Origin of the sequence: Nonomuraea sp. NPDC049649 (assembly GCF_040675175.1) — a bacterium.
Classification (GTDB): domain Bacteria; phylum Actinomycetota; class Actinomycetes; order Streptosporangiales; family Streptosporangiaceae; genus Nonomuraea.
The window spans coordinates 84,600-109,085 of record NZ_JBFAOH010000009.1; the positions used below are offsets into that span (position 1 = coordinate 84,600).

The 24,486-nt window shown below is 69.5% G+C and carries 27 protein-coding genes; 8 read left to right on the top strand and 19 right to left on the bottom strand.

The genetic code is table 11. The features are described from left to right. Window position 1: 1 nt before the first annotated feature. From lepB (AB0J42_RS14715) to AB0J42_RS14770, 12 genes are all read right to left on the bottom strand, one after another. A complete protein-coding gene (lepB, locus tag AB0J42_RS14715; protein ID WP_364293564.1) occupies window positions 2-592 on the bottom strand; it encodes a signal peptidase I in 591 nt (196 codons plus the stop codon). Then, the gene (lepB, locus tag AB0J42_RS14720) at window positions 592-1,485 is read right to left on the bottom strand and encodes a signal peptidase I (RefSeq protein WP_364293567.1); all 894 of its coding nucleotides are present in this window, start codon (window positions 1,483-1,485) and stop codon (window positions 592-594) included. The genes lepB (AB0J42_RS14715) and lepB (AB0J42_RS14720) overlap by 1 nt, the downstream gene beginning before the upstream one ends. 143 nt (window positions 1,486-1,628) lie before the next feature. After that, a complete protein-coding gene (gene rplS, locus AB0J42_RS14725; RefSeq protein WP_364293570.1) occupies window positions 1,629-1,988 on the bottom strand; it encodes a 50S ribosomal protein L19 in 360 nt (119 codons plus the stop codon). Window positions 1,989-2,125: 137 nt separating this feature from the next. Next, window positions 2,126-2,905 (bottom strand): tRNA (guanosine(37)-N1)-methyltransferase TrmD, encoded by a 780-nt coding sequence (trmD, locus tag AB0J42_RS14730; protein ID WP_364293573.1) that lies wholly within the window; start codon window positions 2,903-2,905, stop codon window positions 2,126-2,128. Beyond that, the gene (gene rimM, locus AB0J42_RS14735; protein ID WP_364293576.1) at window positions 2,902-3,402 is read right to left on the bottom strand and encodes a ribosome maturation factor RimM; all 501 of its coding nucleotides are present in this window, start codon (window positions 3,400-3,402) and stop codon (window positions 2,902-2,904) included. Before rimM ends, trmD begins: the two co-directional genes overlap by 4 nt. Before the next feature lie 70 nt (window positions 3,403-3,472). Continuing rightward, complete coding sequence (locus AB0J42_RS14740) at window positions 3,473-3,718, bottom strand: RNA-binding protein (RefSeq protein WP_148033779.1); 246 nt, start codon at window positions 3,716-3,718, stop codon at window positions 3,473-3,475. 1 nt (window position 3,719) lies between these two features. Further along, the gene (gene rpsP / locus AB0J42_RS14745) at window positions 3,720-4,163 is read right to left on the bottom strand and encodes a 30S ribosomal protein S16 (RefSeq protein WP_364293579.1); all 444 of its coding nucleotides are present in this window, start codon (window positions 4,161-4,163) and stop codon (window positions 3,720-3,722) included. A 193-nt stretch (window positions 4,164-4,356) separates the two neighbouring features. After that, complete coding sequence (gene ffh, locus AB0J42_RS14750; protein WP_364293582.1) at window positions 4,357-5,910, bottom strand: signal recognition particle protein; 1,554 nt, start codon at window positions 5,908-5,910, stop codon at window positions 4,357-4,359. 54 nt (window positions 5,911-5,964) lie between these two features. After that, complete coding sequence (locus AB0J42_RS14755; protein WP_364293585.1) at window positions 5,965-6,552, bottom strand: ATP/GTP-binding protein; 588 nt, start codon at window positions 6,550-6,552, stop codon at window positions 5,965-5,967. Then, window positions 6,533-6,841, bottom strand: a complete 309-nt coding sequence (locus AB0J42_RS14760; protein ID WP_364294054.1) for a DUF742 domain-containing protein — start codon at window positions 6,839-6,841, stop codon at window positions 6,533-6,535. The genes AB0J42_RS14755 and AB0J42_RS14760 overlap by 20 nt, the downstream gene beginning before the upstream one ends. Before the next feature lie 98 nt (window positions 6,842-6,939). Continuing rightward, window positions 6,940-7,362 (bottom strand): roadblock/LC7 domain-containing protein, encoded by a 423-nt coding sequence (locus AB0J42_RS14765; RefSeq protein WP_364293588.1) that lies wholly within the window; start codon window positions 7,360-7,362, stop codon window positions 6,940-6,942. After that, window positions 7,359-10,199 (bottom strand): nitrate- and nitrite sensing domain-containing protein, encoded by a 2,841-nt coding sequence (locus tag AB0J42_RS14770; RefSeq protein WP_364293591.1) that lies wholly within the window; start codon window positions 10,197-10,199, stop codon window positions 7,359-7,361. The genes AB0J42_RS14765 and AB0J42_RS14770 overlap by 4 nt, the downstream gene beginning before the upstream one ends. A 390-nt stretch (window positions 10,200-10,589) precedes the next feature. Between AB0J42_RS14770 and AB0J42_RS14775 the strand changes: the two genes are divergently transcribed. The 4 genes from AB0J42_RS14775 to AB0J42_RS14790 are packed head-to-tail and all read left to right on the top strand — an operon-like array spanning window position 10,590 to window position 14,169. Further along, a complete protein-coding gene (locus tag AB0J42_RS14775; protein WP_364293594.1) occupies window positions 10,590-11,576 on the top strand; it encodes an ABC transporter substrate-binding protein in 987 nt (328 codons plus the stop codon). Beyond that, window positions 11,573-12,349, top strand: a complete 777-nt coding sequence (locus tag AB0J42_RS14780) for an ABC transporter permease (protein ID WP_364293597.1) — start codon at window positions 11,573-11,575, stop codon at window positions 12,347-12,349. The genes AB0J42_RS14775 and AB0J42_RS14780 overlap by 4 nt, the downstream gene beginning before the upstream one ends. Beyond that, window positions 12,346-13,128: an ABC transporter permease gene (locus AB0J42_RS14785; RefSeq protein ID WP_364293600.1), complete on the top strand. Its 783-nt coding sequence runs from the start codon at window positions 12,346-12,348 to the stop codon at window positions 13,126-13,128. The genes AB0J42_RS14780 and AB0J42_RS14785 overlap by 4 nt, the downstream gene beginning before the upstream one ends. A 24-nt stretch (window positions 13,129-13,152) precedes the next feature. Next, window positions 13,153-14,169 carry a methyltransferase gene (locus AB0J42_RS14790; RefSeq protein ID WP_364293603.1) on the top strand — a complete coding sequence of 339 codons (1,017 nt, stop codon included), beginning with the start codon at window positions 13,153-13,155 and terminating at the stop codon, window positions 14,167-14,169. Here AB0J42_RS14790 and AB0J42_RS14795 read toward each other — a convergent pair. The 4 genes from AB0J42_RS14795 to AB0J42_RS14810 all read right to left on the bottom strand — a co-directional run bounded on the left by AB0J42_RS14795 (window position 14,166) and on the right by AB0J42_RS14810 (window position 18,394). After that, the gene (locus AB0J42_RS14795) at window positions 14,166-14,726 is read right to left on the bottom strand and encodes an ATP/GTP-binding protein (protein WP_364293606.1); all 561 of its coding nucleotides are present in this window, start codon (window positions 14,724-14,726) and stop codon (window positions 14,166-14,168) included. The genes AB0J42_RS14790 and AB0J42_RS14795 overlap by 4 nt on opposite strands. 7 nt (window positions 14,727-14,733) lie before the next feature. Continuing rightward, window positions 14,734-15,057, bottom strand: coding sequence for a DUF742 domain-containing protein (locus AB0J42_RS14800; protein WP_364294057.1), 324 nt, complete (start codon window positions 15,055-15,057; stop codon window positions 14,734-14,736). A gap of 83 nt (window positions 15,058-15,140) precedes the next feature. Continuing rightward, window positions 15,141-15,563, bottom strand: a complete 423-nt coding sequence (locus AB0J42_RS14805) for a roadblock/LC7 domain-containing protein (protein WP_364293609.1) — start codon at window positions 15,561-15,563, stop codon at window positions 15,141-15,143. After that, the gene (locus AB0J42_RS14810; protein WP_364293612.1) at window positions 15,560-18,394 is read right to left on the bottom strand and encodes a nitrate- and nitrite sensing domain-containing protein; all 2,835 of its coding nucleotides are present in this window, start codon (window positions 18,392-18,394) and stop codon (window positions 15,560-15,562) included. Before AB0J42_RS14810 ends, AB0J42_RS14805 begins: the two co-directional genes overlap by 4 nt. A 489-nt stretch (window positions 18,395-18,883) precedes the next feature. On the opposite strand from AB0J42_RS14810, the gene AB0J42_RS14815 reads away from it, so the two are divergent. Genes AB0J42_RS14815 through AB0J42_RS14825 form a run of 3 tightly spaced genes read left to right on the top strand, consistent with a single transcriptional unit; the run spans window position 18,884 to window position 21,491 of the window. Continuing rightward, window positions 18,884-19,888: an ABC transporter substrate-binding protein gene (locus tag AB0J42_RS14815; RefSeq protein WP_364293615.1), complete on the top strand. Its 1,005-nt coding sequence runs from the start codon at window positions 18,884-18,886 to the stop codon at window positions 19,886-19,888. After that, a complete protein-coding gene (locus AB0J42_RS14820) occupies window positions 19,885-20,697 on the top strand; it encodes an ABC transporter permease (protein WP_364293618.1) in 813 nt (270 codons plus the stop codon). The genes AB0J42_RS14815 and AB0J42_RS14820 overlap by 4 nt, the downstream gene beginning before the upstream one ends. Further along, window positions 20,694-21,491, top strand: coding sequence for an ABC transporter permease (locus AB0J42_RS14825; protein ID WP_364293621.1), 798 nt, complete (start codon window positions 20,694-20,696; stop codon window positions 21,489-21,491). Before AB0J42_RS14820 ends, AB0J42_RS14825 begins: the two co-directional genes overlap by 4 nt. Before the next feature lie 3 nt (window positions 21,492-21,494). On the opposite strand, the gene AB0J42_RS14830 is transcribed toward AB0J42_RS14825, so the two are convergent. Continuing rightward, window positions 21,495-22,463 carry an ABC transporter substrate-binding protein gene (locus tag AB0J42_RS14830; protein WP_364293624.1) on the bottom strand — a complete coding sequence of 323 codons (969 nt, stop codon included), beginning with the start codon at window positions 22,461-22,463 and terminating at the stop codon, window positions 21,495-21,497. A gap of 147 nt (window positions 22,464-22,610) precedes the next feature. Here AB0J42_RS14830 and AB0J42_RS14835 point away from each other — a divergent pair, with 147 nt between their 5' ends. Further along, complete coding sequence (locus AB0J42_RS14835; protein ID WP_364293627.1) at window positions 22,611-23,384, top strand: ABC transporter ATP-binding protein; 774 nt, start codon at window positions 22,611-22,613, stop codon at window positions 23,382-23,384. Between the two features lie 124 nt (window positions 23,385-23,508). Here AB0J42_RS14835 and AB0J42_RS14840 read toward each other — a convergent pair whose 3' ends face one another. After that, window positions 23,509-24,087, bottom strand: a complete 579-nt coding sequence (locus AB0J42_RS14840) for an ATP/GTP-binding protein (protein ID WP_364293630.1) — start codon at window positions 24,085-24,087, stop codon at window positions 23,509-23,511. Next, a complete protein-coding gene (locus AB0J42_RS14845) occupies window positions 24,068-24,475 on the bottom strand; it encodes a DUF742 domain-containing protein (protein WP_364293633.1) in 408 nt (135 codons plus the stop codon). The genes AB0J42_RS14840 and AB0J42_RS14845 overlap by 20 nt, the downstream gene beginning before the upstream one ends. Between the last annotated feature and the right edge of the window lie 11 nt (window positions 24,476-24,486).

Genomic DNA, 24,486 nt, shown 5'->3' on the forward strand with positions numbered 1-24,486 from the left:
ACTACTCGACCTCTGCGAAGCTGTCCGGCTTGGTGAAGATCGTCCCGCGGCCGAGCGGCCAGTAGCGGACGACCGCCGTGCCGATGACGTCGTCCACCGGGATGAAGGCGCTGTCGCCGTCGTCCACGTGGCTGCGCGCGTCGGCGGAGGCGCTGCGGTGGTCGCCCATCAGCCAGAGCGTGCCCGGGGGCACCTTGACGTCGAACTCGTCGCCCGACGGGTAGTCGTCGGGATAGAGGTAGGACGACTCGTCGAGCGGCTTGCCGTTGATCGTGATGCGCCGCTCGGAGTCGCAGCACTTGACCCGGTCGCCGCCGACGCCGATCACGCGCTTGATGGTGTCTTCGCCGTTCCAGCCTTTGAACACCACGATGTCGCCGCGTCCGGGCGGCCCGGCGAGCTTGTTGACGAACACCCGGTCGTTGATCTTCAGGGTGTTCTCCATCGACTCCGAGGGGATGTAGAACGACCCGATCACGAACGCCTGCAGCAGCAGCGCGATGCCGATGCCCGTGATCAGCAGAAGGATGGTCTCCCGAAAGGTGCCCTTTTTCTTCTTCTCCAAGGACTCCGCCTTCTCGGTGCCGGCCATCAGCGCTTTCTCCCCAGCCAGCGCCGACGTACCAGAATCAGGGGAACGGCCAGCGCGAACCCGGACACCAGCGGTGCGGCTCCGGTGAGCGCCTGGAGCGCGGGCTGCGCGAACGTCTCAGGGATGGGGATCGTGGTGGCCCGGGAGAACGGCCAGACGATGACGAAGGCGCGCCCGATGACCTGGCTCTCGGGGATGGCTCCGCCGCCGGGGTCGCCGGTGTGGGAGCGGGAGTCCATGGAGACCTGGCGGTGGTCGCCCATCACCCAGAGGTGACCGGGCGGCACGTCGGCCTTGAACTCCTCCCGGGAGGGCAGGTCGCCCGGATAGAGGTAGGAGCTTTCGTCGATCGGCACCCCGTTGATGGTGATGCGGTGTTCCTTGTCGCAGCACTCGACGCGGTCGCCGCCGATGCCGATGACCCGCTTGATGTAGTCCTTCTCGCCGGGCACGACGCCGAACGCGGTGCCGACCCACCGGAAGAACCCCTCGACCGGGTTGCTCGGCTCCTCCATCTGGAACTCGCCGTCCCAGGAGTTGACGCCGGAGAAGACCACGACGTCGCCGCGCTCGATGTCGCGGGTGTGGTAGACGAGCTTGTTGACGAGGACCCGGTCGTTCGTCAGGAGGGTGTTCTCCATCGACTCGGAGGGGATGTAGAACGCCTGGATGACGAAGGTCTTGATGAGCAGGGCGAGTGCCAGGGCCACCACGATCAGGACGGGCAGCTCTTTCCAGAAGGAGCCCTTCTTGTCCTTGTCCGTCGTGTCGTCCTTCGCGCCTTCGTCCGGCTCTCCGCTCCGTGCCGGTTGTTGAGTGTCTTCGGCGACCACGTCCACCTCGTCCTCGACAGGGCGGCGCGTAGCGCCGTGCTCCTGGCTCTCGCTAGTCATCGGTGACGAGCCTAGATGATGTGCGGGCTCGACAAGCCTCGACCGACGTTACACCCGGCACGGGTCGCTCCACATAAAGGGAAGACCTCCGCAAAGGAGGAACGGCCCGCCCCCGGAAGGGACAGGCCGTCACCGCGCGGACCTCACTTGGCGGACGTCTCGCGCTTCTCGCGGATGCGGGCGGCCTTGCCGCGCAGGTCGCGCATGTAGTAGAGCTTGGCGCGGCGCACGTCGCCGCGGGCGGCCACGACGATCTTGTCGATCACCGGGCTGTGCACCGGGAAGGTACGCTCGACGCCGACGCCGTAGCTGACCTTGCGGACGGTGAAGGTCTCGCGGGAGCCGCCGCCCTGACGGCGCAGCACGAACCCCTTGAAGACCTGGACGCGGGACCGGTTGCCTTCGACGACGCGTACGTGGACCTCGAGCGTGTCGCCGGGCCGGAAGTCCGGCACGTCGCTGCGCAGGTTGGCCTTCTCGATCTCCTGGATCTTCGTGTGCATGAGAGATGCTTCCTCAAGTCTCGCGAGCACGCGGAGGTCCACCCGGCCGGGGCTCGCGGTGGACACGCCTGCTGATTCGGTGAACCCGGGAAGCCTCCCGGGCATGCTGGGCCAACCGCGGGGCAGTTGGCAACGCTTCAGTGTGCCATATCTTCCGGAGGGACGCGAAACTCCAGCTCCTCCAGAAGCCGCCGATCGTGCTTGTCGAGCGTGTCGGGGTCGATCGCCGCGATCAGGTCGGGCCTGGTCTCGACGGTACGGCGGAGCGCCTGGTCACGCCGCCACCGGGCGACCTTGCCGTGATGGCCGGACAGCAGCACCTCGGGCACCTCGTGCCCCCGCCAGCGGGGCGGCTTGGTGTAGACGGGGCCTTCGAGCAGGTTGCGCATGGCCCCGGGCGCGAAGGAGTCGTCGACGGCGGAGAGGGTGTTGCCCAGCACGCCGGGCAGCAGCCGGCCGACGGCCTCCACCATCACCAGCACCGCGACCTCGCCCCCGGCCAGCACGTAGTCGCCGATGCTCACCTCGTCGACGCGCAGGCGCGACCCGTACTCGACCATGACTCTGGCGTCGATGCCCTCGTAGCGGCCGCAGGCGAACAGCAGCCACTCCTCCTCCGCCAGCTCCTGGGCGAGCTCCTGGGTGAACGGCCGGCCGCTCGGCGTCGGGACGATCATCCGGGGGGCGCCGTCTCCGATCACGTCGTCGATGGCCTCGCCCCAGACCTCCGGCTTCATCACCATGCCGGGGCCGCCGCCGTACGGGGTGTCGTCGACGGTCTTGTGGACGTCGTGGGCCCAGTCGCGGAGCTGGTGGACGCGGATGTCGAGGATGCCGCGCTCGCGTGCCTTGCCGATCAGCGAGACGTCCAGCGGCCCGAAGTACTCGGGGAAGATCGAGATGATGTCGAGCCTCACAGCAGCCCTTCCGGCGGGTCGACGACGAGCCTGCCGCCCTCCAGGTCCACCACCGGGACCAGCGCCTTCACGAACGGGATGAGCGCCTCGTCGCGGCCGGCGCGGCGCACCACGAGCAGGTCCTGGCCGTGGTGGAGGACGTCCTCCACCTCGCCGACGGTCTCGCCGCCGACGGTCTCCACGGTGAGCCCGATGAGCTGGTGATCGTGGAACTCGTCGGGGTCGTCGGACGGCTCGATCTCGGAGGAGTCGATGACGATCATGGTGCCGCGCAGCTCTTCGGCCTGGTCGCGGTCGGTGACGCCGGCCAGGGTCAGCAGCAGCATGTCCTTGTGCCGGCGGCGGCCCTCGACCACCAGCGGCCCGCGCTCGGGCGGGTCGGTGGCGAGGGTGTTGCCGACGGCGAAGCGCAGCTCGGGATCGTCGGTGCGTACCTCCACGGTGACCTCGCCGCGCACTCCGTGCGGGCGGCCTATCCGGCCGACGACCAGCTGCACGTGGACCTTCCCTCTCCAAACCACGACGCCCTCACCGGGATGACCCGATGAGGGCGCGCGAATCCTGACGCTAACGGACTGCTTCGTGCAGGTCGAGCAGGTCGACCCGGACGTACTTCCCGTCGGCCAGGGCGTTCACGACCGTGCGCAGGGCTTTGGCGGTACGGCCGCCGCGGCCGATGACCTTGCCCAGGTCGTCAGGGTGCACCCGGACCTCCAGGACGCGCCCGCTGCGGATGCGGCGTGCGCGGACCCGGACATCGTCGGGATGTTCGACGATGCCCTTCACGAGGTGCTCGAGGGCCTCCTCGAGCACGTCAGCCCTCGCCCTCGGACGGGGTCTCGGCGGGGGCCTCGGCCTCGTCCTTCTTCTTGGACTTCTTCGGCGGCGTGGTGGCGGCCGTGCCGGTGTCGCCACCGGCCAGGGCCTCCTTGGCCGCGGCCTCGTAGATGGCGTGCCGGTCGGGCGCCGGCTCGGCCACCTTGAGCGGGGCCGGGGCGGGCTCGCCCTTGAACTTCTGCCAGTCGCCGGTGAGCTTGAGCAGCTTCAGCACGGGCTCGGTCGGCTGGGCGCCGACGCCGAGCCAGTAGGCCACGCGCTCGCCGTCGACCTGGATGCGCGAAGGGTTCTCCTTCGGGTGGTACAGACCGATCTCCTCGATCGCCCGGCCGTCACGCTTGGTGCGGCTGTCGGCGACGATGATGCGGTACTGAGCGTTGCGGATCATCCCGAGCCGCTTGAGCTTGATCTTGACTGCCACGGGTGTGGTCTCTCCTGCGTTCACAGACACGAGCGAGCGGCTCCGCATCGAGTGGGGCACGATGTGAGTCCGCTCAAGGGACAGGCGCGGCCGGCGGGAGGTGAGAGGGCACCCACCTGGTCACGATGTTCCAACATGTCATTCTGCCAGATGCCGGACACTGCCCGGGACTCACACGCCCGCCGCGCGACGATTACTTCTGACCGGGCAGCCGCAGCTTCGACGGGTCGAAGCCGGGAGGCAGCTCGACGCCCGGCGGCAGCTTGCCGCCGCCGAGGTTGCCCAGCAGGCCGCCCTGCTTGGGCGCGGCCGGCTGCTGGCCCGAGGAGGACTTCTTCCCGAGCGCCGCCTTGCGCGGGTCGCCGCTCACGCGCCGCCCCTTCTTGGCCTTCTTGGAGCCCTTGCCCTTGCCCTTGCCGCCGCCCGGCATGCCGGGGATGCCCATGCCGCCGGCCATCCGCTTCATCATCTTCTGGGCCTCGAAGAAGCGGGTGACCAGGTTGTTGACGGCGCTGACGGTCGTGCCGGAGCCGGCCGCGATGCGGGCCCGCCGGGACCCGTTGATGATCTTCGGGTCCTGGCGCTCGGCCGGGGTCATCGAGCGGATGATGGCGGCGATGCGGTCGAGGTCGCGGTCGTCGATCGAATTGATCTGGTCGCGCATCTGCCCCATGCCGGGCATCATGCCGAGCAGGTTCTTGATGGGGCCCATCTTCTGGACCATCATCATCTGCTCGAGGAAGTCTTCCAGGGTGAAGTTCTCGCCCGAGGTGAGCTTGCCCGCCATCTTGGCGGCCTGCTCCTCGTCGAACGTCTTCTGGGCCTGCTCGATCAGGGTGAGGATGTCACCCATGTCGAGGATCCGGGAGGCCATCCGGTCAGGGTGGAAGGCGTCGAAGTCCTCGATCTTCTCGCCGGTGGAGGCGAACATGATCGGGCGGCCGGTGATGTGGCGGACCGACAGGGCCGCGCCGCCGCGGGCGTCGCCGTCGAGCTTGGTGAGCACCACGCCGTCGAAGCCGACGCCGTCCATGAACGCCTGGGCCGTGGTGACGGCGTCCTGACCGATCATGGCGTCGACCACGAACAGGATCTCGTCGGGGCTGACCGCGTCGCGGATGTCGGCGGCCTGCTGCATCAGCTCCTGGTCGATGCCGAGGCGGCCGGCGGTGTCGATGATGACGACGTCGTGCTGCTGGCGCCTGGCCTCCTCGACGGAGCGGCGGGAGACGTCGACCGGGTCGCCGACGCCGTTGCCGGGCTCCGGCGCGAAGACCGCGACCTGCGCGCGCTCGCCCATGACCTGCAGCTGCTGCACCGCGTTGGGGCGCTGCAGGTCGGCGGCGACCAGCAGCGGCACGTGACCCTGATCGCGCAGCCACTTGGCGAGCTTGCCCGCCAGCGTGGTCTTACCGGAGCCCTGGAGGCCGGCGAGCATGATCACGGTCGGCGGCGTCTTCGCGTAGCGGAGCCTGCGCGTCTCACCGCCGAGGACCTCGATCAGCTCGTCGTTGACGATCTTGACGACCTGCTGGGCCGGGTTGAGCGCCTGCGAGACCTCCGCTCCGCGGGCCCGTTCCTTGACTCGGGCGACGAAGGCCCTGACCACCGGGAGCGCGACATCGGCTTCGAGCAGCGCGATGCGGATCTCGCGGGCGGTCGCGTCGATGTCGGCGTCGGACAGCCGACCCTTGGATCGGAGGGAGGAGAAGACCGATGTCAGCCGGTCGGAAAGCGTCTCGAACACGTGGTTGGCCAGTCCTCGAAGCGAATTGGGTCTCTACTCAGCCTATCCGCTCTGCTACCCGTTCCAGCCTGGCACAGCCATCCGAACCGACAACGCGTGTTCGACGAGGTTGATGAGAGCGGCCTTGACCGACTCCTTGGACCGCGCGTCCAGCCGGATGAGCGGGATGTGCGGCGCCAGGGTGAGCGCCTCGCGCACCTCGTTGTCGGTGTGCGCGTACTCGCCGTCCCAGCCGTTGATCCCGACGATGAAGGGAAGCTGCGCCTCCTCGAAGTAGTCGATCGCCGGGAAGCTGTCGGCCAGGCGGCGCGTGTCGACCAGTACGACCGCGCCGATCGCCCCTTTGACCAGGTCGTCCCACATGAACCAGAACCGGTGCTGGCCGGGTGTGCCGAACAGGTAGAGGATCAGGTCCCTGTCCAGCGACACCCGGCCGAAGTCCATGGCCACCGTGGTGGTCGTCTTCAGCGGGGTCATGCCGAGATCGTCGATGCCCTTCGAGGCGTCGGTCATGATGGCCTCGGTCGTGAGCGGCATGATCTCGGACACCGCCCCGACGAACGTCGTCTTGCCCACCCCGAAGCCGCCGGCCACCACGATCTTCGTCGAGGTGAGCCCGGGGCTAGAGCCTGCGAAGTCCACTGAGCACCCTTTCCAGCAGGTTGACGTCCGGCCTGCCCTCGTCCAGCTGCGGCTGGTGCACCCGTACCAGACCCTCAGCGGCCATGTCGGCGATCAGCACCCGCGCCACGCCGAGCGGCATCCGGAGCAGCGCCGACACCTCCGCGACCGACCGCACCTGGCGGCAGAGCTGGCTGATCGCCTGGTACTCGGGGGTGATGTGGGAGAACTCCCGGTGTTCGGCCGTCGCCGACGACACCAGTGCCTCCATCGCCAGCTTGAGCCTGGGGGCGGTGCGCCCTCCGGTCACCGCGTAGGGACGGACGGGCGAGGCCGGATCGCTGGCGGGCGGCGGAGGCGGCTGGGAGCTCCAGCCGCCGGTATTCCATCGGGGGTCCGTCACTCACATCACCTGGTCTGGCTGGCACGCAGCTCGGCGCGTACCGCCGGGGTCAGCACCTTGCCGGCGCGGTCCACCATCAGGGTCATCTGGTACGCGACCAGCCCCATGTCGCAGTCGGGCGCGGCGAGCACGCCCAGACAGGATCCATCGCTAATGGACATGATCAACATGAGCCCCCGTTGCATCTCGACGATCGTCTGGTTGACGGCCCCGCCCTCGAACACCCGGGCCGCGCCCTGGGTCAGGCTCACCAGGCCCGAGGCGATGGCGGCCAGCTGGTCGGCACGGTCCGCCGGGAACCCCGACGAGGTGGCCAGCGGCAGTCCGTCGGCCGACACCACCACCGCGTGCGCGACTCCGGGAACACTGTTGACGAAGTCCGTGACCAACCAGTCGACACCCCGGGCCGCCTGACTCAGGTCGTTCACGTGCCCTCCTCCCTGCTCTCGTTCCTCGGGTCAGAGGCGAAGCTCGCCCTGCCCTCGCTGATGTCGTCGCGTGCCGCCCTGAAGCCCTTCTGGAAGCTGGACAGGCGGCTGCGCACCCGATCCGGTGAGACCGGCGGCGCCGGCGGGGCGCTCTTGGGCGCGGCCGCGGTCTCGGCCGAGCCCGGCACCAGGTTGGCCTTGGGCACCCGCTTGGGCAGCCCGGAGGCCGTCGCGCCGTCCTTCACCGGCTCCGCCGCGGCCTGGGCGGCGGTCCATCCCGCGTCCGCCGTCTCCGATCCCCAGGCGCCGCTGCTGCCGCCGCGCTCGAACCAGGCCGACTCCACCGAGGCGAAGATCGGCAGGAAGTCGTCCCCTCCCCCGGAGGGGTTCACCGTGGGGATGGGGCCGGTGGCGCCCGCCTCGACCGTCTCGGGGAAGTCGTACGTCTGCCTGCCCCGGTTCGCCGCGTTCCTGCTGGGCAGCGGCTCGGCGGGGCGGTCCAGCGAGGGCGGCGGCGGCTCGGTCATCCAGCTGCCGGGGACGCGGGAGGGGATCCACACGTCGTCGGTGTCGAACCCGCCGCCGCCGCGCGGCTCGGACGTCCACGAGTCCGTGCCGGCGGAGGGCCACTCCATGCCGGACGGCCAGGAGCCGCTGGGCTCGGCGTTCTGCGGGTAAGAGGGGTGCGCCGGGCTCATCTGGAACCCGCCGTCGCCCCACTGCTGGCCGGGCGGGGGCGGCGTGAAGCTGTCGGACCGGGCGCGCTGCGCGCCGGCCAGGGCTCCCGCGGCCCCGCCGTTGTAGGTGAGCGACTGCGCGCCGAGCAGGGTCTCGGGCAGCAGCACCATCGCGGTGAGGCCGCCGCCGCTCTGCGTCCTGAGCTGTACGCGGATGCCGTGGCGCTGCGCCAGCCGGGAGACCACGAACAGGCCCATGCGGCGCGACACGGACACGTCCACGGTCACGTTCTCGGAGAGCCGCTCGTTGGCGTGGGTGAGTTCCTCGGCGGTCATGCCGATGCCGGAGTCGCTGACGGACATCATGACGCCGCCGCCGTCGATGCGGCTGCCGGACAGGGTCACCCGGGTCTCGCGCGGGGAGAACGACAGCGCGTTCTCGACCAGCTCGGCCAGCAGGTGGATGACGTCGTTGACGGCCTGGCCGGCGATGGAGACGCCGTCGGGGACGTGGAGCACGACCCGCTCGTAGTTCTCGACCTCCGAGAGGGAGGCTCGGGCGACGTCGACCAGCTTGACCGGCTGGCTCCACCTTCGCGGCGGGTCCTGACCGGCCAGCACCAGCAGGTTCTCCGAGTTGCGGCGCATACGCGTGGCCAGGTGGTCCAGCTTGAACAGGTTCGCCAGCCGCTGCTCGTCCTGCTCTCCCTGCTCCAGCCCGTCGATCAGAGTGATCTGCCGCTCCACCAGAGTCTGGGAACGCCGTGAAAGGTTCACGAACATCGCGTTGACGTTCGCCCGCAGCCGCGCCTCCTCACCCGCCAGCCGCACCGCCTCACGGTGCACCTCGTCGAACGCCCGCGCCACTTCGCCGATCTCGTCCTTGGAGGAGATCTGTATGGGCGGCACGTGCACCGACTCCGGATCGGTCTCGCCGTCGCGCAGCTGCCGGACCAGGCCGGGCAGCGTGGTGCCGGCGACCTTGAGCGCGTCTCCGCGCAGCCGCCGGAGCGGGGATACGAGCGAGCGCGCCATGATCGCGGTGACCGCGAGGACCAGGATCAGCAGCGCGACGACCAGGACGACGCTGAGGACGGCGGTCTGCCGGTCGGCGGCCTGGAGGTCGGCGGTGCGCGTGGCGATCTGCTGCGACAGCGCCCTCTGCACCTCGTTCAGCTTCTCCACGGTCCGCGTGATGGAGTCGAACCACCGGTCGACGTCCTTGGTGGTCGTGGTGTCCAGGCGCCCGAGGGGCAGCTTCGCGTTGTGCAGGAAGATCGCGCGGTTGGCGTAGAACTCGGCGCGGCCGACCTCGGCGCTGGCGACGGTGTTGTCGAAGAGCTGGCGCTGTTCCGGCGTGGCGGCGCTGCGGAAGGTCGCGCGCTCGCTCTCCCGCCGGGCTCTGGCGTCGACGAAGGCGTTGAACTCGGGGCCGGTGAACTCCGACTTCAGCAGCGCGGCCGACAGCAGCGCACGCTGCCTGGATGTCTCCTCCTCCGCGCGGGCCACGGCGCGCATGGCGGTGCTGACCGCGATGAGCTGCTCGTCGGCCGCGCCCTGGCCCACCTCGTCGAAGAGGTGCAGCAGGTCGGCGATGACCTCGCTGTACTTCTCGATGGTGGGCAGCGGCGGGAGCTGGGTCTCACGGACCGCCTTGCGCATCGTGGGGAGCTGGCCGAGCCGGAAGCGGGCCAGGGCCAGCCGCTTCTGGCCCGCTTCCGACAGCAGTTCCTGGGCGGGGCCGGCGACCCCGAGCATGCGCTTGACGCTGGCGTCGACGATGTCGTACTGCGTGGTCAGGCTCTGCAGCTCGGCCTGCCGCCGGTTGGAGGCGACGAAGCGGGCGGCGCGGTCGCGCTCGACCGCCAGGTTGTGGATCAGCGCGCCTGCCTCGCTCACCAGGCTGTTGACCTCACCGACCTGCGCGTACTGCTGGGCGCTGCTGATGGAGGTGCCGACACGCAGGCCCCCGAGAAGTACGCCGACGATCGTCGGGATGGCGATGAGGGCGATCAGGCGGGTCCGTACCCGCCAGTTACGCAGAGCGAACGAGCTGCCCGGGCTGGGCAGGAGCCGTTCCGCCGGCGCCAGCGTGGAAACGGGTGGTCCCGGCAGGTCTTGCGCCCTGCTACGACCGGAATCGGTCGTTGGTGTCCTCACTGTGGCTACCTCTCGCCTTAGCCTGCGGGTAGAGGGGATGGTGCGCATTTTTCACGCCGACGCGTGATCGCAGGCAAGTTCGGTGCCCAATTTGAGCACAAACCTCATAGTTGAGCCAACGTCTCAGGAGTTTTCCTGCCGCCAGGCGGATGCTTTGTTCGTGCCGCTCACTCCTGTTCACAGAGAGCAACCAATGCCGATCCGGACATATAACCCGTTAGATGACAGATAGTCATATATGCGACTATAAAGTGAAAAGCCGCATTTGGCGGAAAACTAGTGGATTAAAGGCATAGTGTCTTCAGCTCCCACCAGCCCTCCGGTACGCTTCACGCCCGGCAAACGAATGCCGAGCTTGAAAAGCTTCCCCCCTGGTAGGAGAGCCTCCCCATGACACGCACTCTGCGCTGTCGCGCCATTGCCGTCGGCGCCGCAGTCGCACTCGCCCTTACCGCCTGCGGCGGCGGAGAGTCCACCGACACCTCGGCCAGCACCGGCGGCCTGGAGAAAACCACCATCAAGGTAGGGGCCCTTCCCATTCCGGACCCCGTCGCCCTCTATATCGCGAACGAGAAGGGTTTCTTCAAGGAGGAGGGCCTCACCGTCGAGCCGGTCATCATTACCGGTGGCGCCGCGGCGATCCCGCAGATCAAGAACAGCTCGCTGGACATCGCGCAGACGAACTACGTCTCGACCTTCGCCGCCGTCGAGCGGGGCGAGAAGATCAAGCTCGTCGCGGACATGTACCAGGCTGGTGAAAACACCTTCAACATCATGGTCCCGAACGACTCCGACATTAAGACGGTCGCGGACCTGAAGGGCAAGACCATCCTGGTCAATAACCTGCGGAACGTCGCCACGCTCGCCGTGGAGACGCAGCTGAAGGTGGCCGGTCTTACTGAAGCCGACGTCAAATTCGCGGAGAAGCCGTTCCCCGAAATGGGCAACGCGATCGCGGGCGGCCAGGCCGACGCCGGCTGGCTCACCGAGCCGTTCATCACCGCGACCCAGAGCCAGCTCGGCTTCCGCAAGCTCGCCGACACGATGACCGGCGAGACCGAGAACCTGCCCATCGCCGGCTGGATGGCCACCGACGACTGGGTGCAGAAGCACCCCAAGACGCTGGCCGCCTTCCAGCGCGCGATCGCCAAGGCCCAGGCGCTCGTCTCGAACGACCGCAAGGAGCTCGAGGCGATGATCCCGACGTACACCAAGATCGACGCGCAGACCGCGTCGGTGATCACGCTCGGCAGCTTCCCGAGTGAGCTGAACGCCGACCGGCTGCAGAAGGTCGCCGACCTGATGCTCGAGTACGGCTATCTCAAGCAGCAGATCGACGTGAAGTCGATCATCGTGGCCCAGCCGTCCGACGGATGACCAGAGCACGTCTGACCCGCGGCGCCATCGGCGTCGCGGGCTTCCTCATCGTCGGCGAGCTGGTCATCCGGCTCTGGGTGGGCCGGACGTTCGACTTCCCGGCCCCGTCGGCGATTCTGTACGAAGCCGCGCTCCTCCCCGTCGACCCCGAGTTCCTGGAGGGGTCGCTCGTCACGATGGGGAACTGGGGGCTCGGCCTGCTGGTCGCCGTCGGCATCGCGGTCCCGCTGGGTGTCCTGCTGGGCTCGCTGCCGACGGCCGAGCAGGCGGTCCGGCCGCTGCTGGAGTTCCTGCGGCCCATCCCGTCGGTGGCCATCATCCCGCTGGCGATCCTGCTCATCCCGGACGACGCGATGATGAAGGTCTCGGTCATCGTCTACGCGTCGCTCTGGCCGATCCTGATCAACACCCTGTACGGCATGCACGACGTCGACCCGGTGGCCAAGGAGTCGATGCGGACCTTCGGCTTCGGCTCCCTGGCCGTGCTGGGCCGGGTCAGCCTGCCCAGCGCGGCGCCGTTCATGGCGACCGGCGTGCGGATCGCCGCCGGCATCGCGCTGGTGCTGGCGGTGAGCGCCGAGCTGGTGGCCGGCGGGGTCAACGGCCTCGGTGTGTACGCGGTGAAGGCCAGCTCGGGCAACCGGATGGACCTGATCATGGCGGCCACCCTCTGGGCGGGCCTGTTCGGCGTGGGCGCGAACCTGGTGCTGCAGGCGGCCGAGCGGCGGCTGTTCCGCTGGCACTGGCTGCGGACGGGAGGGGTCCGGACGTGAACGTGCTCAACCGGCTCTGGTTCGTCCCCCTGGTGCTGGCCGCGTGGGAGGTGACCACCCGCTTCGTCGTGGTGAGCATCGACTTCCCGCCGCCCAGCGAGATCGTGGTACGGGCGTACGAGCTCTGGTTCTCGGGGCCGGCCGCCCGGCTGTTCCTCACCGACGACGCGCTCGACAACATCCTGCCCAGCCTCGCCCGCATGTTCGTCGGCTGGTTCCTGGCCGCGCTGCTCGGCGTGGTGGCCGGGGTGGTCCTGGGGCGCTCGCGCAGCCTCTCCGGGTACGTGGACGGGCTCATCGAGTTCGGCCGGGCGGTGCCACCGCCGATGCTGCTGCCGCTCTTCCTCGTGCTGTTCCAGTCGGGGCTGGCGACGCAGCTGGCCACGATCGTGTTCGGCGTCATCTGGCCGGTGCTGCTCAACAGCGTCGACGGCGCCCGGTCGGTGGACCGCACCTACACCGAGACGGCCACGGTGTTCGGGCTGTCGAAGGCCCAGCACCTGCGGGTGGTCGTCATCCCCGCGGCGTCGCCCAAGATCTTCGCCGGGCTGCGGCTGAGCCTGTCGCTGGCGCTGATCCTCATGGTGATCTCGGAGATCTTCGGCGGTACCGACGGCATCGGCTACCAGCTGCTGCAGGCCCAGCGGAGCTTCGACGCGGCCGGCGTCTGGTCGGCGATCGCGCTGCTCGGCGTGCTGGGCTACCTCGTGAACTCGCTGTTCGTGCTGGCCGAACGGCGTGTCCTGGTCTGGCACCGCCAGGCCAACCGCATCCCGTGACGACATGAGATCAGAAGGGACCTGATGAGCCACTCCGACGAGCTCCTCTGGGGCGCGATAGCCGACCTCTCCCGCTTCGCCGCCTTGCTGACGATGGCCGAGCTGGGCATGGCCGACGAGCTGGCCCGCGGCCCGCTCGGCACGGACGAGCTGGCCCGGCGGTGCGAGGCGGATCCTGGAGCGCTCCGGAGGGTGCTGCGCGAGCTGGCGGCGATGGGCCTGGTGCGGCGCGCCGGGGACGACGGCTACGACCTGACCGAGCGGGGCACCGTGCTGCGCTCGGACGTCCCCGGCTCGCTGCGCTCCTCGATCCGGTCGCTGGGCGAGGAGAGCCTCTGGTACGCGCTGGGCAACCTGCCCGCCACGGTCCGCGCGGGGTCGTCGGCGCTCACCGCCCGGTTCGGCGACTTCTACGACCACCTGGCCGCCCACCCCGAGGCCAGCAGGATCTTCGGCGAGTACATGTCGGCCCGGGCGATCCCGTTCATCGAGGGCCTGGTGAAGCGGTACGACTTCACGGGCGTGCGGAGCCTGGTGGACGTGGGCGGCGGCCGGGGCCACATCCTGAGCGCGGTCCTGCAGGCGAACCCCGGCATGCGCGGCGTCCTGCTGGATCAGGAGCACGTCATCGAGGAGGCCAGGCCGGCCGTCGCCGCCGACGGGCTGAACGGCCGCTGCGAGCTGGTGCCGGGCGACTTCTTCCGCTCGGTCCCGGAGGGCGGGGACGCCTACCTGCTCGGCAGCGTGCTGCACAACTGGGACGACGAGGACGCGCTGACGATCCTGCGCAACGTGCGCCGGGCGATGAACCCGGACGGCCGCGTGCTGATCCTGGAGATCGTGCTGCCCGACGACGACTCCCCCCACGTGGGCAAGGACGTCGACATCCGGATGCTCGCGGTCTTCGACGGCGGGACGGAGCGCAGCAGGGCGGAGTACGCCGCGCTGCTGGCCGGGGCGGACCTCCGGCTCACCAGGGTCGTCGCCCTGGAGGGCCCGGCCAGCCTGGTCGAGGCCGTGGCCGCGACTCCCGCCGGCTAGCCGTTCCAGCCGGGCACGGCCGTGCGGACGGTCAGGGCGTGCTCCACCAGGTGGATGAGCGCGCCCTTGACCGAGTCCTTGGAGCGGGCGTCCAGGCGCATGAGCGGGATGTGCGGGGCCAGCGAGAGCGCGTCGCGCACGTCCGCGTCGGCGTGCTGGAACTGCCCGTCCCAGCCGTTGATCCCGACGATGAACGGCAGCTGCGCCTCTTCGAAGTAGTCGATGGCCGGGAAGCTGTCGGCCAGCCGCCGCGTGTCGACCAGCACCACCGCGCCGATGGCGCCGCGCACCAGGTCGTCCCACATGAACCAGAACCGGTGCTGGCCGGGCGTGCCGAACAGATACAGGATCAGGTCCCTGTCCAGCGATACCCGGCCGAAGTCCATGGCGACGGTCGTGGTGGACTTCAGCGGCGTCATGCCCAGGTCGTCGATCCCGGCCGAGGCGTCGGTCATCACCGCCTCGGTCGTCAGCGGCATGATCTCGGACACGGCCCCCACGAACGTCGTCTTGCCCACGCCGAAGCCGCCGGCCACCACTATTTTGGTCGAGGTCAATTCCCCGCTAGAGCCTGCGAAGTCCACTGAGCACCCTTTCCAGCAAGTTGACATCGGGGCGGCCGGCGTCCAGTTGCGGCTGGTGCACCCGTACCAGTCCCTCTGCCGCCATGTCGGCGATCAGCACCCGCGCCACGCCCAGCGGGATGTGCAGCAGGGCCGAGACCTCGGCGACCGACCGCACGTGGCGGCATAATTGCGAGATCGCTTGATATTCCGGGGTTATGTGGGAGAACTCCCGCTGTTCCGCCGTCGCCGACGACACGAGGGCCTCCATCGCCAGCTTCACCCGCGGCGCCGTCCGCCCGCCGGTGACCGCGTACGGGCGCACCGGCGACGCCGGGTCGGCCGGCGTGCGGGGCGGGACGCCTGGCTCCCACCCACCCGTGTTCCACCGCGGATCCGTCACCGGCATCACCTGGTCTGAGCCGCGCGCAGCTCCGCACGCACCGCGGGCGTGAGCACCTGCCCTGCCCGATCCACCATCAAGGTCATCTGGTACGCGACCAGTCCCATGTCGCAGTCGGGCGCGGCCAGCACGGCCAGGCAGGAACCGTCCGAGATCGACATGATGAGCATCAGCCCCCGCTGCATCTCGACGATGGTCTGCGCCACGCCGCCGCCTTCGAAGACCCGCGCCGCGCCCGCGGTGAGCGACACCAGGCCGGACGCGATGGCGGCGAGCTGATCGGCCCGGTCGGCCGGGAACCCCGCCGAGGCCGCCAGCGGCAGGCCGTCGGAGGAGACCACCACGGCGTGGGCCACGCCCGGAACCGTGCTGACGAAATCAGTGATCAACCAGTCCACACCGCGCGCTGCGTGGCTCAGCTCGTTCATATGTCGTCCTCGCCTGTCTCATCGTTCCTGCCGTTGATGCCGCCGAAGGTGTTGCCTCCGGACGCGTTGCCGCCGAAGGCCGGGCCGGGCGGGGGTGTGCCCGAGGGCGCCCGGCCGCCGTGGAGGTCGTCGCGGGCCGCGCGGAAGCCCTGCTGGAAGCTCGACAGCCGGGACCGGATCCGGTCGGGTGAGACGGCGGGCACCGGGGTGACGCCCTTGGGCGCGGACGCGGTCTCGGCCGAGCCCGGCACCAGGTTGGCCTTGGGCACCCGCTTGGGCAGCCCGGCCGCGGTCGAGCCGTCGCGTACCGGCTCGGCCGCCGCCTGCGCGGCCGACCAGCCCTCGTCGGCCTTGGACGACGAGCTCCAGCTGCCGCCGCGCTCGAACCAGGCCGACTCCACCGCGGCGTAGATCGGCAGGTAGTCGTCGCCCGCCCCGGAGGAGCCGGGGCCGACCGCGGGGAGCGGCCCGGTGGACGCCTCGTTGCCGGGGAATTCGTACTTGGGGCGTTCGGGCGGTTCGATCCGCTCGCCGTAGGCGTAGCCCATCGGCTGCCGCTCGTCGGGCATGGCGCGGCGGGGCAGCGGGTTGCCGCCGTTCCATCCGGCCGTCCGCGGGGGCACCCAGTCGTTGGTCTCGTAGGCTCCGCCGCCGCCCCGGCTCGGCTCGGGCCAGCCGCCGTCGGCCGGCCACGGCGGGGCGGGCCAGACCGAGCCGTTGCCGGGGCCGTCGGGTCCGGGGAAGGACGGGTGGCCGGGGCTCATCGGGTAGACGTTGAGCGGCATCGGCGCGGGCTGCGGCCCGGTGTAGGCGTCGCCCTGGCCGCCGGAGGCGCCCGCGAGCGCGGTCGGCTGGGCGAGCAGCGACTCGGGGATGAGCACCATCGCGGTCAGCCCGCCGGAGGCGTGCGGCCGCAGCTGCACCCGTACGCCGTGGCGGTGGGCGAGCCGGGAGACCACGTACAGGCCCATGCGGCGCGAGACCGCCACGTCCATGCCGGGGGTCTCCGCCAGCCGCTCGTTGGCCTGGGCCAGCTCGTCCTGGGTCATGCCGATGCCGGAGTCGGTGATCGACAGCATGACGCCGCCGCCGTCGATGCGGCTGCCGGACAGGGTCACCCGGGTCTCGCGCGGGGAGAACGACAGCGCGTTCTCGACCAGCTCGGCCAGCAGGTGGATGACGTCGTTGACGGCCTGCCCCGCCACCGCCACGCCGTCGGGGACCTGGAGCACGACCCGCTCGTACCCTTCCACCTCCGACAGCGAGGCTCGGGCGACGTCGACCAGCTTGACCGGCTGGCTCCACCGCCGCGGCGGGTCCTGACCGGCCAGCACCAGCAAGTTCTCCGAGTTGCGGCGCATACGCGTGGCCAGGTGGTCCAGCTTGAACAGGTTCGCCAGCCGCTGCTCGTCCTGCTCTCCCTGCTCCAGCCCGTCGATCAGAGTGATCTGCCGCTCCACCAAGGTCTGGGAACGCCGTGAAAGGTTCACGAACATCGCGTTGACGTTCGCCCGCAGCCGCGCCTCCTCACCCGCCAGCCGCACCGCCTCACGGTGCACCTCGTCGAACGCCCGCGCCACTTCGCCGATCTCGTCCTCGGTCTTGACCCCGATCGGCGCCACCGGCGCGGTCGTCGGGTCGCCGCTCTCGCGCAGCGTGCGAACGGTCTCGGGCAGGCGGTGGTTGGCCACCTCCAGCGCCTCGCGGCGCAGTCTCCGCAGCGGCCTGATCAGCGAGCGGGCGATGAGCGTGATGATGGCGAGCACCACGACCAGCAGGATCATGATGAGTACGGCCGAGATCAGGGCGGACCGGTTGGCCCCGTCCTCCAGGTCGCGGGCGCGCACGATGAGGGATGCGGCCAGCGTGCTCTCCACGTTCCGCATCGCGTCGATCTTGCCGGTGCTCACGTCGAACCAGGTGTCGACGTCCTTGCCGGGGTTGGTGCCGATGCTCAGCGGCTTGTCCTCGCCCGACTGGGCGATGGCCCGCAGCCGGAACAGGTCGGTCTGGTCGACGTCGCGGCCCACGACCGAGTTGCGGAAGAACTCGAGCTGGTCCTGGGTGGCCAGCGTGGCGAAGAGCGTCTCCTCGCTCTCCTCGCGGGCCTTGGCGGCGGTGAGCGAGTCCAGTTCGCCGGCGTCGAAGCTCTTCTTGTCCAGCGCGCTGGCGAGGATGCCGCGCTGCCGGGACGCCTGCTCCTTGGCGCGTGAGATCGCCGCCATCGCGCCCGCGGTGTGCGCCACCACGTCGTCGACGGCGACCTGGCCGAGCTGGTCGTGGAACTGCAGGATGCCGGCGTTGATCTGGGAGTACTTGGAGATCGTGGGCAGCGGCTGGATCTTGCCCTCGACGGCGGTGTCGCGCAGCGCCCTGATCTCCTCCAGCCGCCGCAGCACCGGGCGCACGGCGTCGCCGTGGGTGTCGCCGACGGTGGAGGCACGCTGCCTGACGTCGGCTATCAGGTCGTCGACCTCGTCATGCAGGCCGCGTAACTGCGGCTCGCGCACGTCGGGCCGGCCCTGGGCGATGTAGAGCGCGGTCGCGTCCCGTTCGGCGCCGAGCGCGTGGCTCACCGCGCCGAGGCCCTCGCTGAGTTCGGCGACCTCGCGCAGGGTCTGGTACGTGTTCGCGTCCCGGAGCGAGCTGACCACGTTCAGCCCGCCCATCGCCACGGCCACCGCGGTGGGAACCACGATGAGCGCGACCAGGCGTGAGCGCACGTGCCAGTTGCCCAGGCGGAACCTGCTCGGTGAGGGTCTGGCCTGGGGCCGGGCCGGACGGCCGTGCGGCTCGCGGTCGACGGTAGCTACAGCACCCTGCTTACTCACTGCCTTCGCAACCTCTCGCCCCTGAGGGGGAATCTCGATGACCATGGCTGGATTGCGGATGGGGCTCAATGCCTACCGAGATGAGGGCTATTTCGAGCATGGGGGATCCGAATCGGCCCCGATAATGCGACACGACCGGACCGTCCGTCCCACTGGAGAAATAGGACGGCCTGCTCACAGCTCGTATTAGCCGATCACCGAACGCATCACCTGTATCGGGGACCCACGGATCACCTCCCTCACCACCCGGCCCGGGCCCCTCAACCCGGGTCAAGCGCGGCGAAAGCACGAAGATGGTTAATTGTTCAAGCCAATCCCCACGATAGAACGTCAAACTGGCAATGCAACCATAAGTGTTATTTTCGCGATGATGGAACCCCATCTGGTGCTACCGTCTGTGCTTGTTGCGTGTCAGGCGCACCTCCCGCGAGAAACAGACCACCCCCCTACCTTCCGGCTCCGTCTCACCGTGCGAAGGGAGTCCCCGACATGAGGTTTGGCCGTCCCAGCAGGGCCGCCATCATCGGACTGGCTCTGGCGCTGGGAATCACCGCGTGCAGCGGTGAAAGCTCCACGACCAGCGCGCCGACCTCGTCCGCTGCCGCCTCCGGCGGCCTGGAGAAGACCGAGATCAAGGTCGTCGGCCTGCCGGCCATCGACACCGCCGCCCTGTACGTGGCCATCGACCAGAAACTGTTCGAGAAGGAGGGCCTCAAGGTCACCCCGCAGATCGTGCAGTCGTCGCCCGAGGCCATTCCGATGCTCCTGAATGGCGAGATCGACGCCATGTTCGGCAATTACGTGTCCATGTTCCAGGCACACGACCAGGGCGCGCTGAAGCTGCGGATCCTGGCCGAAGGCTCACGGGCGGCCCCGGATTCCCTGAGTATCATGGCTTTACCTGATTCGCCGATCAGGTCCGCGAAGGACCTCGAAGGCAAGACGATCAACGTGAACGTGCTGCACAATTTCCAGGAGCTCGCACTCACCCAGGTCCTAAAGGCCAATAATGTCGATCCGAAAAAGATCAAATATGTCCAGGTGACGTTCCAGAACATCATGCCCGCCTGGCAGAAAGGCCAGATCGACGCCGCATACCTGGGTGAGCCGATGGTGACCGCCGCGACTTCCGGAATGGGCGCCCGCAAGATCCTCGACCCGGCGTCCGGCCCGGCCGCCGAGTTCCCCATCTCCGGGTACGTCAGCACCCAGGACTGGTACGAGAAGAACCCGAAGACGGCCGCCGCCTTCCAGCGCGCGCTGCACGCCGCGGCGAAGATGATGGAGAGCAACCGCGAACTGGTCGTCGACGTGCTGCCCAACTTCACCCAGATCGACAAGGAAACCGCCGCGACCGTGACGTTCCCGTACTTCTCCAGCTCCGACAACCCGGTGCGGCTGCAACGGGTGGCCGACTGGATGGTCGAGGCCGGATGGCTCAGCAAGGACATCGACGTGGCCTCGCTGATGTCCCCCACCACCACGTCGGGGTGAACACACCCGCACTCGCCCGCTCACCTCTGGCGCGCCCCCGGTCCTACCGGTGGGCGCGCCGGGTGACGGGCGCGCTCGCGTTCATCGCGCTGGTGGAGCTCGCGGGGCGGGCCGGCCTGGCCGAGTTCATGCCGCCCGCCTCGGAGATCCTCCAGCGCGCCGGCGCGCTGCTGCTCGACCCGGCCTTCCGGGCGCACGCGGGCACCAGCATGCTCGCCTGGGCGATCGGGCTGGCCATCGCGGCGCTCGTCGCGGTGCCGCTCGGCGTGCTGTTCGGCAGCTTCCCGCTGCTCGACGCGGCGACCCGGGCGATCATGGAGTTCCTGCGGCCCATCCCGTCCGTGGCGCTCATCCCGCTGGTGGCGCTGCTCATCGGGACCGGTCTGCAGCACCGGATCGCCCTGGTGATCTACGCCGCCGTCTGGCCCATCCTCTACAACACGATGTACGGCATGCACGACGTCGACCCGGTGGCCAAGGAGTCGCTGCGCTCCTACGGCTTCAGCCGGCCGGCCGTGCTGTGGTGGGTGTCGCTGCCCTCGGCGGCGCCGTTCATCATGACCGGCTTCCGGCTGGCCACCGGGGTGGCCCTCATCCTGACCGTGAGCACCGAGATCGTGGCCGGGCGGGGCGAGGGCATCGGCGTGTTCATCTACTTCGCCGGCATCGCGGTGCCGGCCCGGATGGACGACATCCTCGCCGGGGTCGTCTGGGTCGGACTGTTCGGCGTGCTGGTCAACGCGCTGCTGGTGGCGGCCGAGCGGCGGCTGTTCCGGTGGCATCTGGCGCGGACGGGAGGCGGCGCATGAGGCGGCTGGCCCGGGGGCTGTCCCGGTGGCTGCTCCTGGCGGTGCTGGTGATCGTGTGGGAGCTGGTGACGAGGGCGGCGGGCAGCGCGTTCTTCCCGCCGCCGTCCACGATCGTGCGGCGGATGCACGCCATGTGGTTCTCCGGGCCGCCCGACCGGCTGTTCTTCACCGACCTGGCCGTGGAGAACATCCTGCCGAGCCTGGGCCGGATGGCGGGCGGGCTGGCCGGGGGCGCCGGGGCGGGGATCCTGCTCGGGCTGGCGCTGGGGCTGTCCGCCCGGGCCTACGACTATCTCGACGGCGTGCTGCAGTTCCTGCGCGCGATCCCGCCGCCCGCGCTGGTCACCGTGTTCCTCGTGGTGTTCGGCTTCGGGCTGCGGATGCAGCTCGCCTTCATCATGTTCAGCGTCGTCTGGCCGGTCCTGCTCAACACGGCCGACGGCGCCCGCGCGGTCGAACCGCTCTATCTGGACACCGGCCGGACCTTCCGGCTGTCGCGCCGCGAGAGGGTGATGCGGATCGTGCTGCCCGCCGCGCTGCCGAAGATCTTCGCCGGGCTGCGGCTGGCGCTGTCGCTCTCGCTGATCGTCACCGTCTTCGCCGAGCTGCTGCCCGGCACCACGAACGGCATCGGCTTCCAGCTCACCGTCGCCTACTCGATGTTCAACCTGCCCGCGATGTGGGCGGGGATCGTGCTCCTGGGCATCCTGGGCTACCTGCTGAACGAGCTGTTCCTGGTCGTCGAGCGCCGCGTGCTCGGCTGGCACCACGCGCGAGAGACGGCCGGCGCGTGAGGCTCAGTCGGCGAGCAGCACGCTCCGCACGTCCAGCCTCTCGCGCAGGTATCCGTACCGGAGCATCAGGACGGCCACCCGCTGCAGCTCCGCGGGCTCCGGGCGCAGCGGGTAGCGGCCGAGCGCGATCTGCCGCGCCGTCACCTCCCCGATCCTGGTGTACGAGGGGAGCACCGCGACGACCTCGTCCCGGCTCGTGGCGGCCAGCCGCTGACCCTTGGCGACGGCCCGGCGGAAGCCGGCCAGCGCGCGCGGGTGGTCGGCGGCCCATCGCTCGGTCACCACCCAGCCCGCGACCGGCAGGTCCCTCAGCTCTCCCGTCATGGTGTCGGCCAGCGGGCGCAGGCCCTGGCGGCGCTCGCCGGCGGTGATGAACGGCTCCGTCATCCAGGCCGCGTCGCCCTCCCCGGCGGTCAGGGCGCCGGCCATCGCGGGGAACGGCTCGGTGGCGAAGCGCACCTCGCCGGGGGCGACCCCGGCGCGGGCGAGCGTCGCGGTGACGACGAGCGTGCCGATGTTGTGCTCGGTGTTGACCAGGACGGTCTTGCCCTTGAGGCCCGCCACGTCCCTGATCGGCGAGTCGCCGGGCACCATGAGCTGGAACGTCTTCGGCCCGGCGTGGTACAGGTCGGCGACGACCTTGACGGGCTCGCCCTTCTCGGCCGCCATGAAGGTGGAGACGTAGTTCGCGAGGGTGATGTCCAGCGCGCCGCTCCGGATCAGCGGGAGCCCTTCCGCCCCGCCCCGGATGACCACCGGTTCGACGATCAGTCCTTCCTGCCGGAAGAAGCCCTTATCCTCGGCGATATACAACGGCGCGGCATCGGGAATGGGCAGCACGCCTACTTTGAGAGCTGATTTCTCCAGGTTCTTTCCCGCCACGGGCCCGGGCCCGGTCGTGCCGCAGGCCATCGGCGCCAGGGCCGCCACCAGGGCCAGGACGACCGCCTGACCTCGAAGGATGCGTGACATCGGAGTCGCTCTCACACGGTGTGTCATGACAGCGGTGAAGCGTACTCGCAGTTCATCCCATCGGAATGCGCCTTTAGCATTTGCAACCAATGGGCCCTTCGGTAGAGTCGCCGTGTTATCTGTGGACTCGCCCCTAGGAAAATCGCTTTGCTCGAGATAGAAAACCTCACCCACATCTACGGGACCGGCGGGCCCAACGCGCACCACGCCATCGACGGGCTCAACCTGAGCGTCGCCGAGGGTGAGTTACTGTGCATCGTCGGCCCCTCCGGCTGCGGGAAGTCCACTCTCCTGCGGTCCATCGCCGGCTTGATCACCCCGACGGGCGGCCGGATCAAGGTCGACGGGCATCTGGTCAAGCAGACCCCCGACAACCTGGCCGTGGTGTTCCAGGACTACAGCCGGTCCCTCTTCCCCTGGATGTCGGTGGCCGACAACGTCGCCCTGCCGCTGCGCCGTAAGAAGATGGACAAGAAGCAGCGCCGCGAGGCCGCCGCCGAGGCCCTGGCGTCGGTGGGGCTGGCCGACGCGGGCCGCAAGTATCCGTTCCAGCTCTCCGGCGGCATGCAGCAGCGGGTGGCGATCGCCCGCGCCCTTGCCTACCGGCCCACACTGATGCTGATGGACGAGCCCTTCGGCTCGGTCGACGCGCAGACCCGGGAGGATCTCGAAGATCTCGTCCTGGAGGTCCGCGGGCATCACAAGATGACGATCGTGCTGATCACCCACGACATCGACGAGAGCGTGTACGTGGGCGACCGCGTGGTGGTGCTGTCCAAGGCGCCCGCGCACGTCGTCGGCGACCTCCAGGTGGACCTGCCGGCGCCGCGCGACCAGATCAGCACGCGCGAGCACCCCGACTTCGTCCAGCTGCGCGCCGAGGTGGGCCGGCTGGTCCGCGGCCAGCCGGTGCCGCACTGACGCCCCTGAGACACCACGGCCGCCGCCCGGTGAGGCGGCGGCCCGCTCCGCACTGACGCCCCGGACCCGGAGACACGACGGCCGCCGCCCCACGTGGGGCGGCGGCCGTTCTTCACTCCCGCGGTCAGGCGGGCGCGTGCATGTGCCGGGAGAGCGCGTGCTCGACCAGCGTGATCAGGGTGGCCTTCACCGAGTCCCTGGCCCGGGCGTCCAGGCGCACGATCGGCGTCTGAGGGCCGATCGAGAGCGCCTCGCGCACCTCCTCCTCGGAGTGGGCGAACTGCCCGTCCCAGCCGTTGATCCCGATGACGAAGGGCAGCTTGGCCTCTTCGAAATAGTCGATCGCCGGAAAGCTGTCGGCCAATCGGCGCGTGTCGACCAGCACCACCGCGCCGATCGCGCCTTTGACCAGGTCGTCCCACATGAACCAGAACCGGTGCTGGCCGGGCGTGCCGAACAGGTACAGGATCAGGTCCCTGTCCAGCGACACCCGGCCGAAGTCCATGGCCACCGTGGTGGTTCTCTTGTTGGGAGTGAGCGAGACGTCGTCGACGTGCGCCGACGCGTCCGTCATCACCGCCTCCGTGGTGAGCGGCAGGATCTCGGACACCGCTCCCACGAACGTCGTCTTGCCCACGCCGAACCCGCCTGCCACGACGATCTTCGTCGAGGTCAGTCCGGGGCTAGAGCCTGCGAAGTCCACTGAGCACCCTTTCCAGCAGGTTGAGGTCCGGCTTGCCCGCGTCCAGGGCAGGCTGGTGCACGCGGATCAGGCCTTCTGACGCCATGTCGGCGATCAGCACCCGGACCACCCCCAGAGGTTGCTTTAAGAGGGCGGAGATCTCGGCAACCGACCGGACGTTCCGCGTCAGTTGGATGATCGCCTGATATTCCGGACTCAGCATTGAAATGTCTTGGTATTCGGACGTCACGGAGGACACCAGTGCCTCCATGGCGAATTTCATCCGCGGGGCCGTTCGCCCCCCGGTCACGGCGTACGGCCGGACCAGGGAGCTGGATCTAGGCGGACGTGGGGCCGACGGATGCGGCGGTGTGTTGCTGTCCCCAGCCCAACCCTGACCTGACACCATGATCTCCTGTC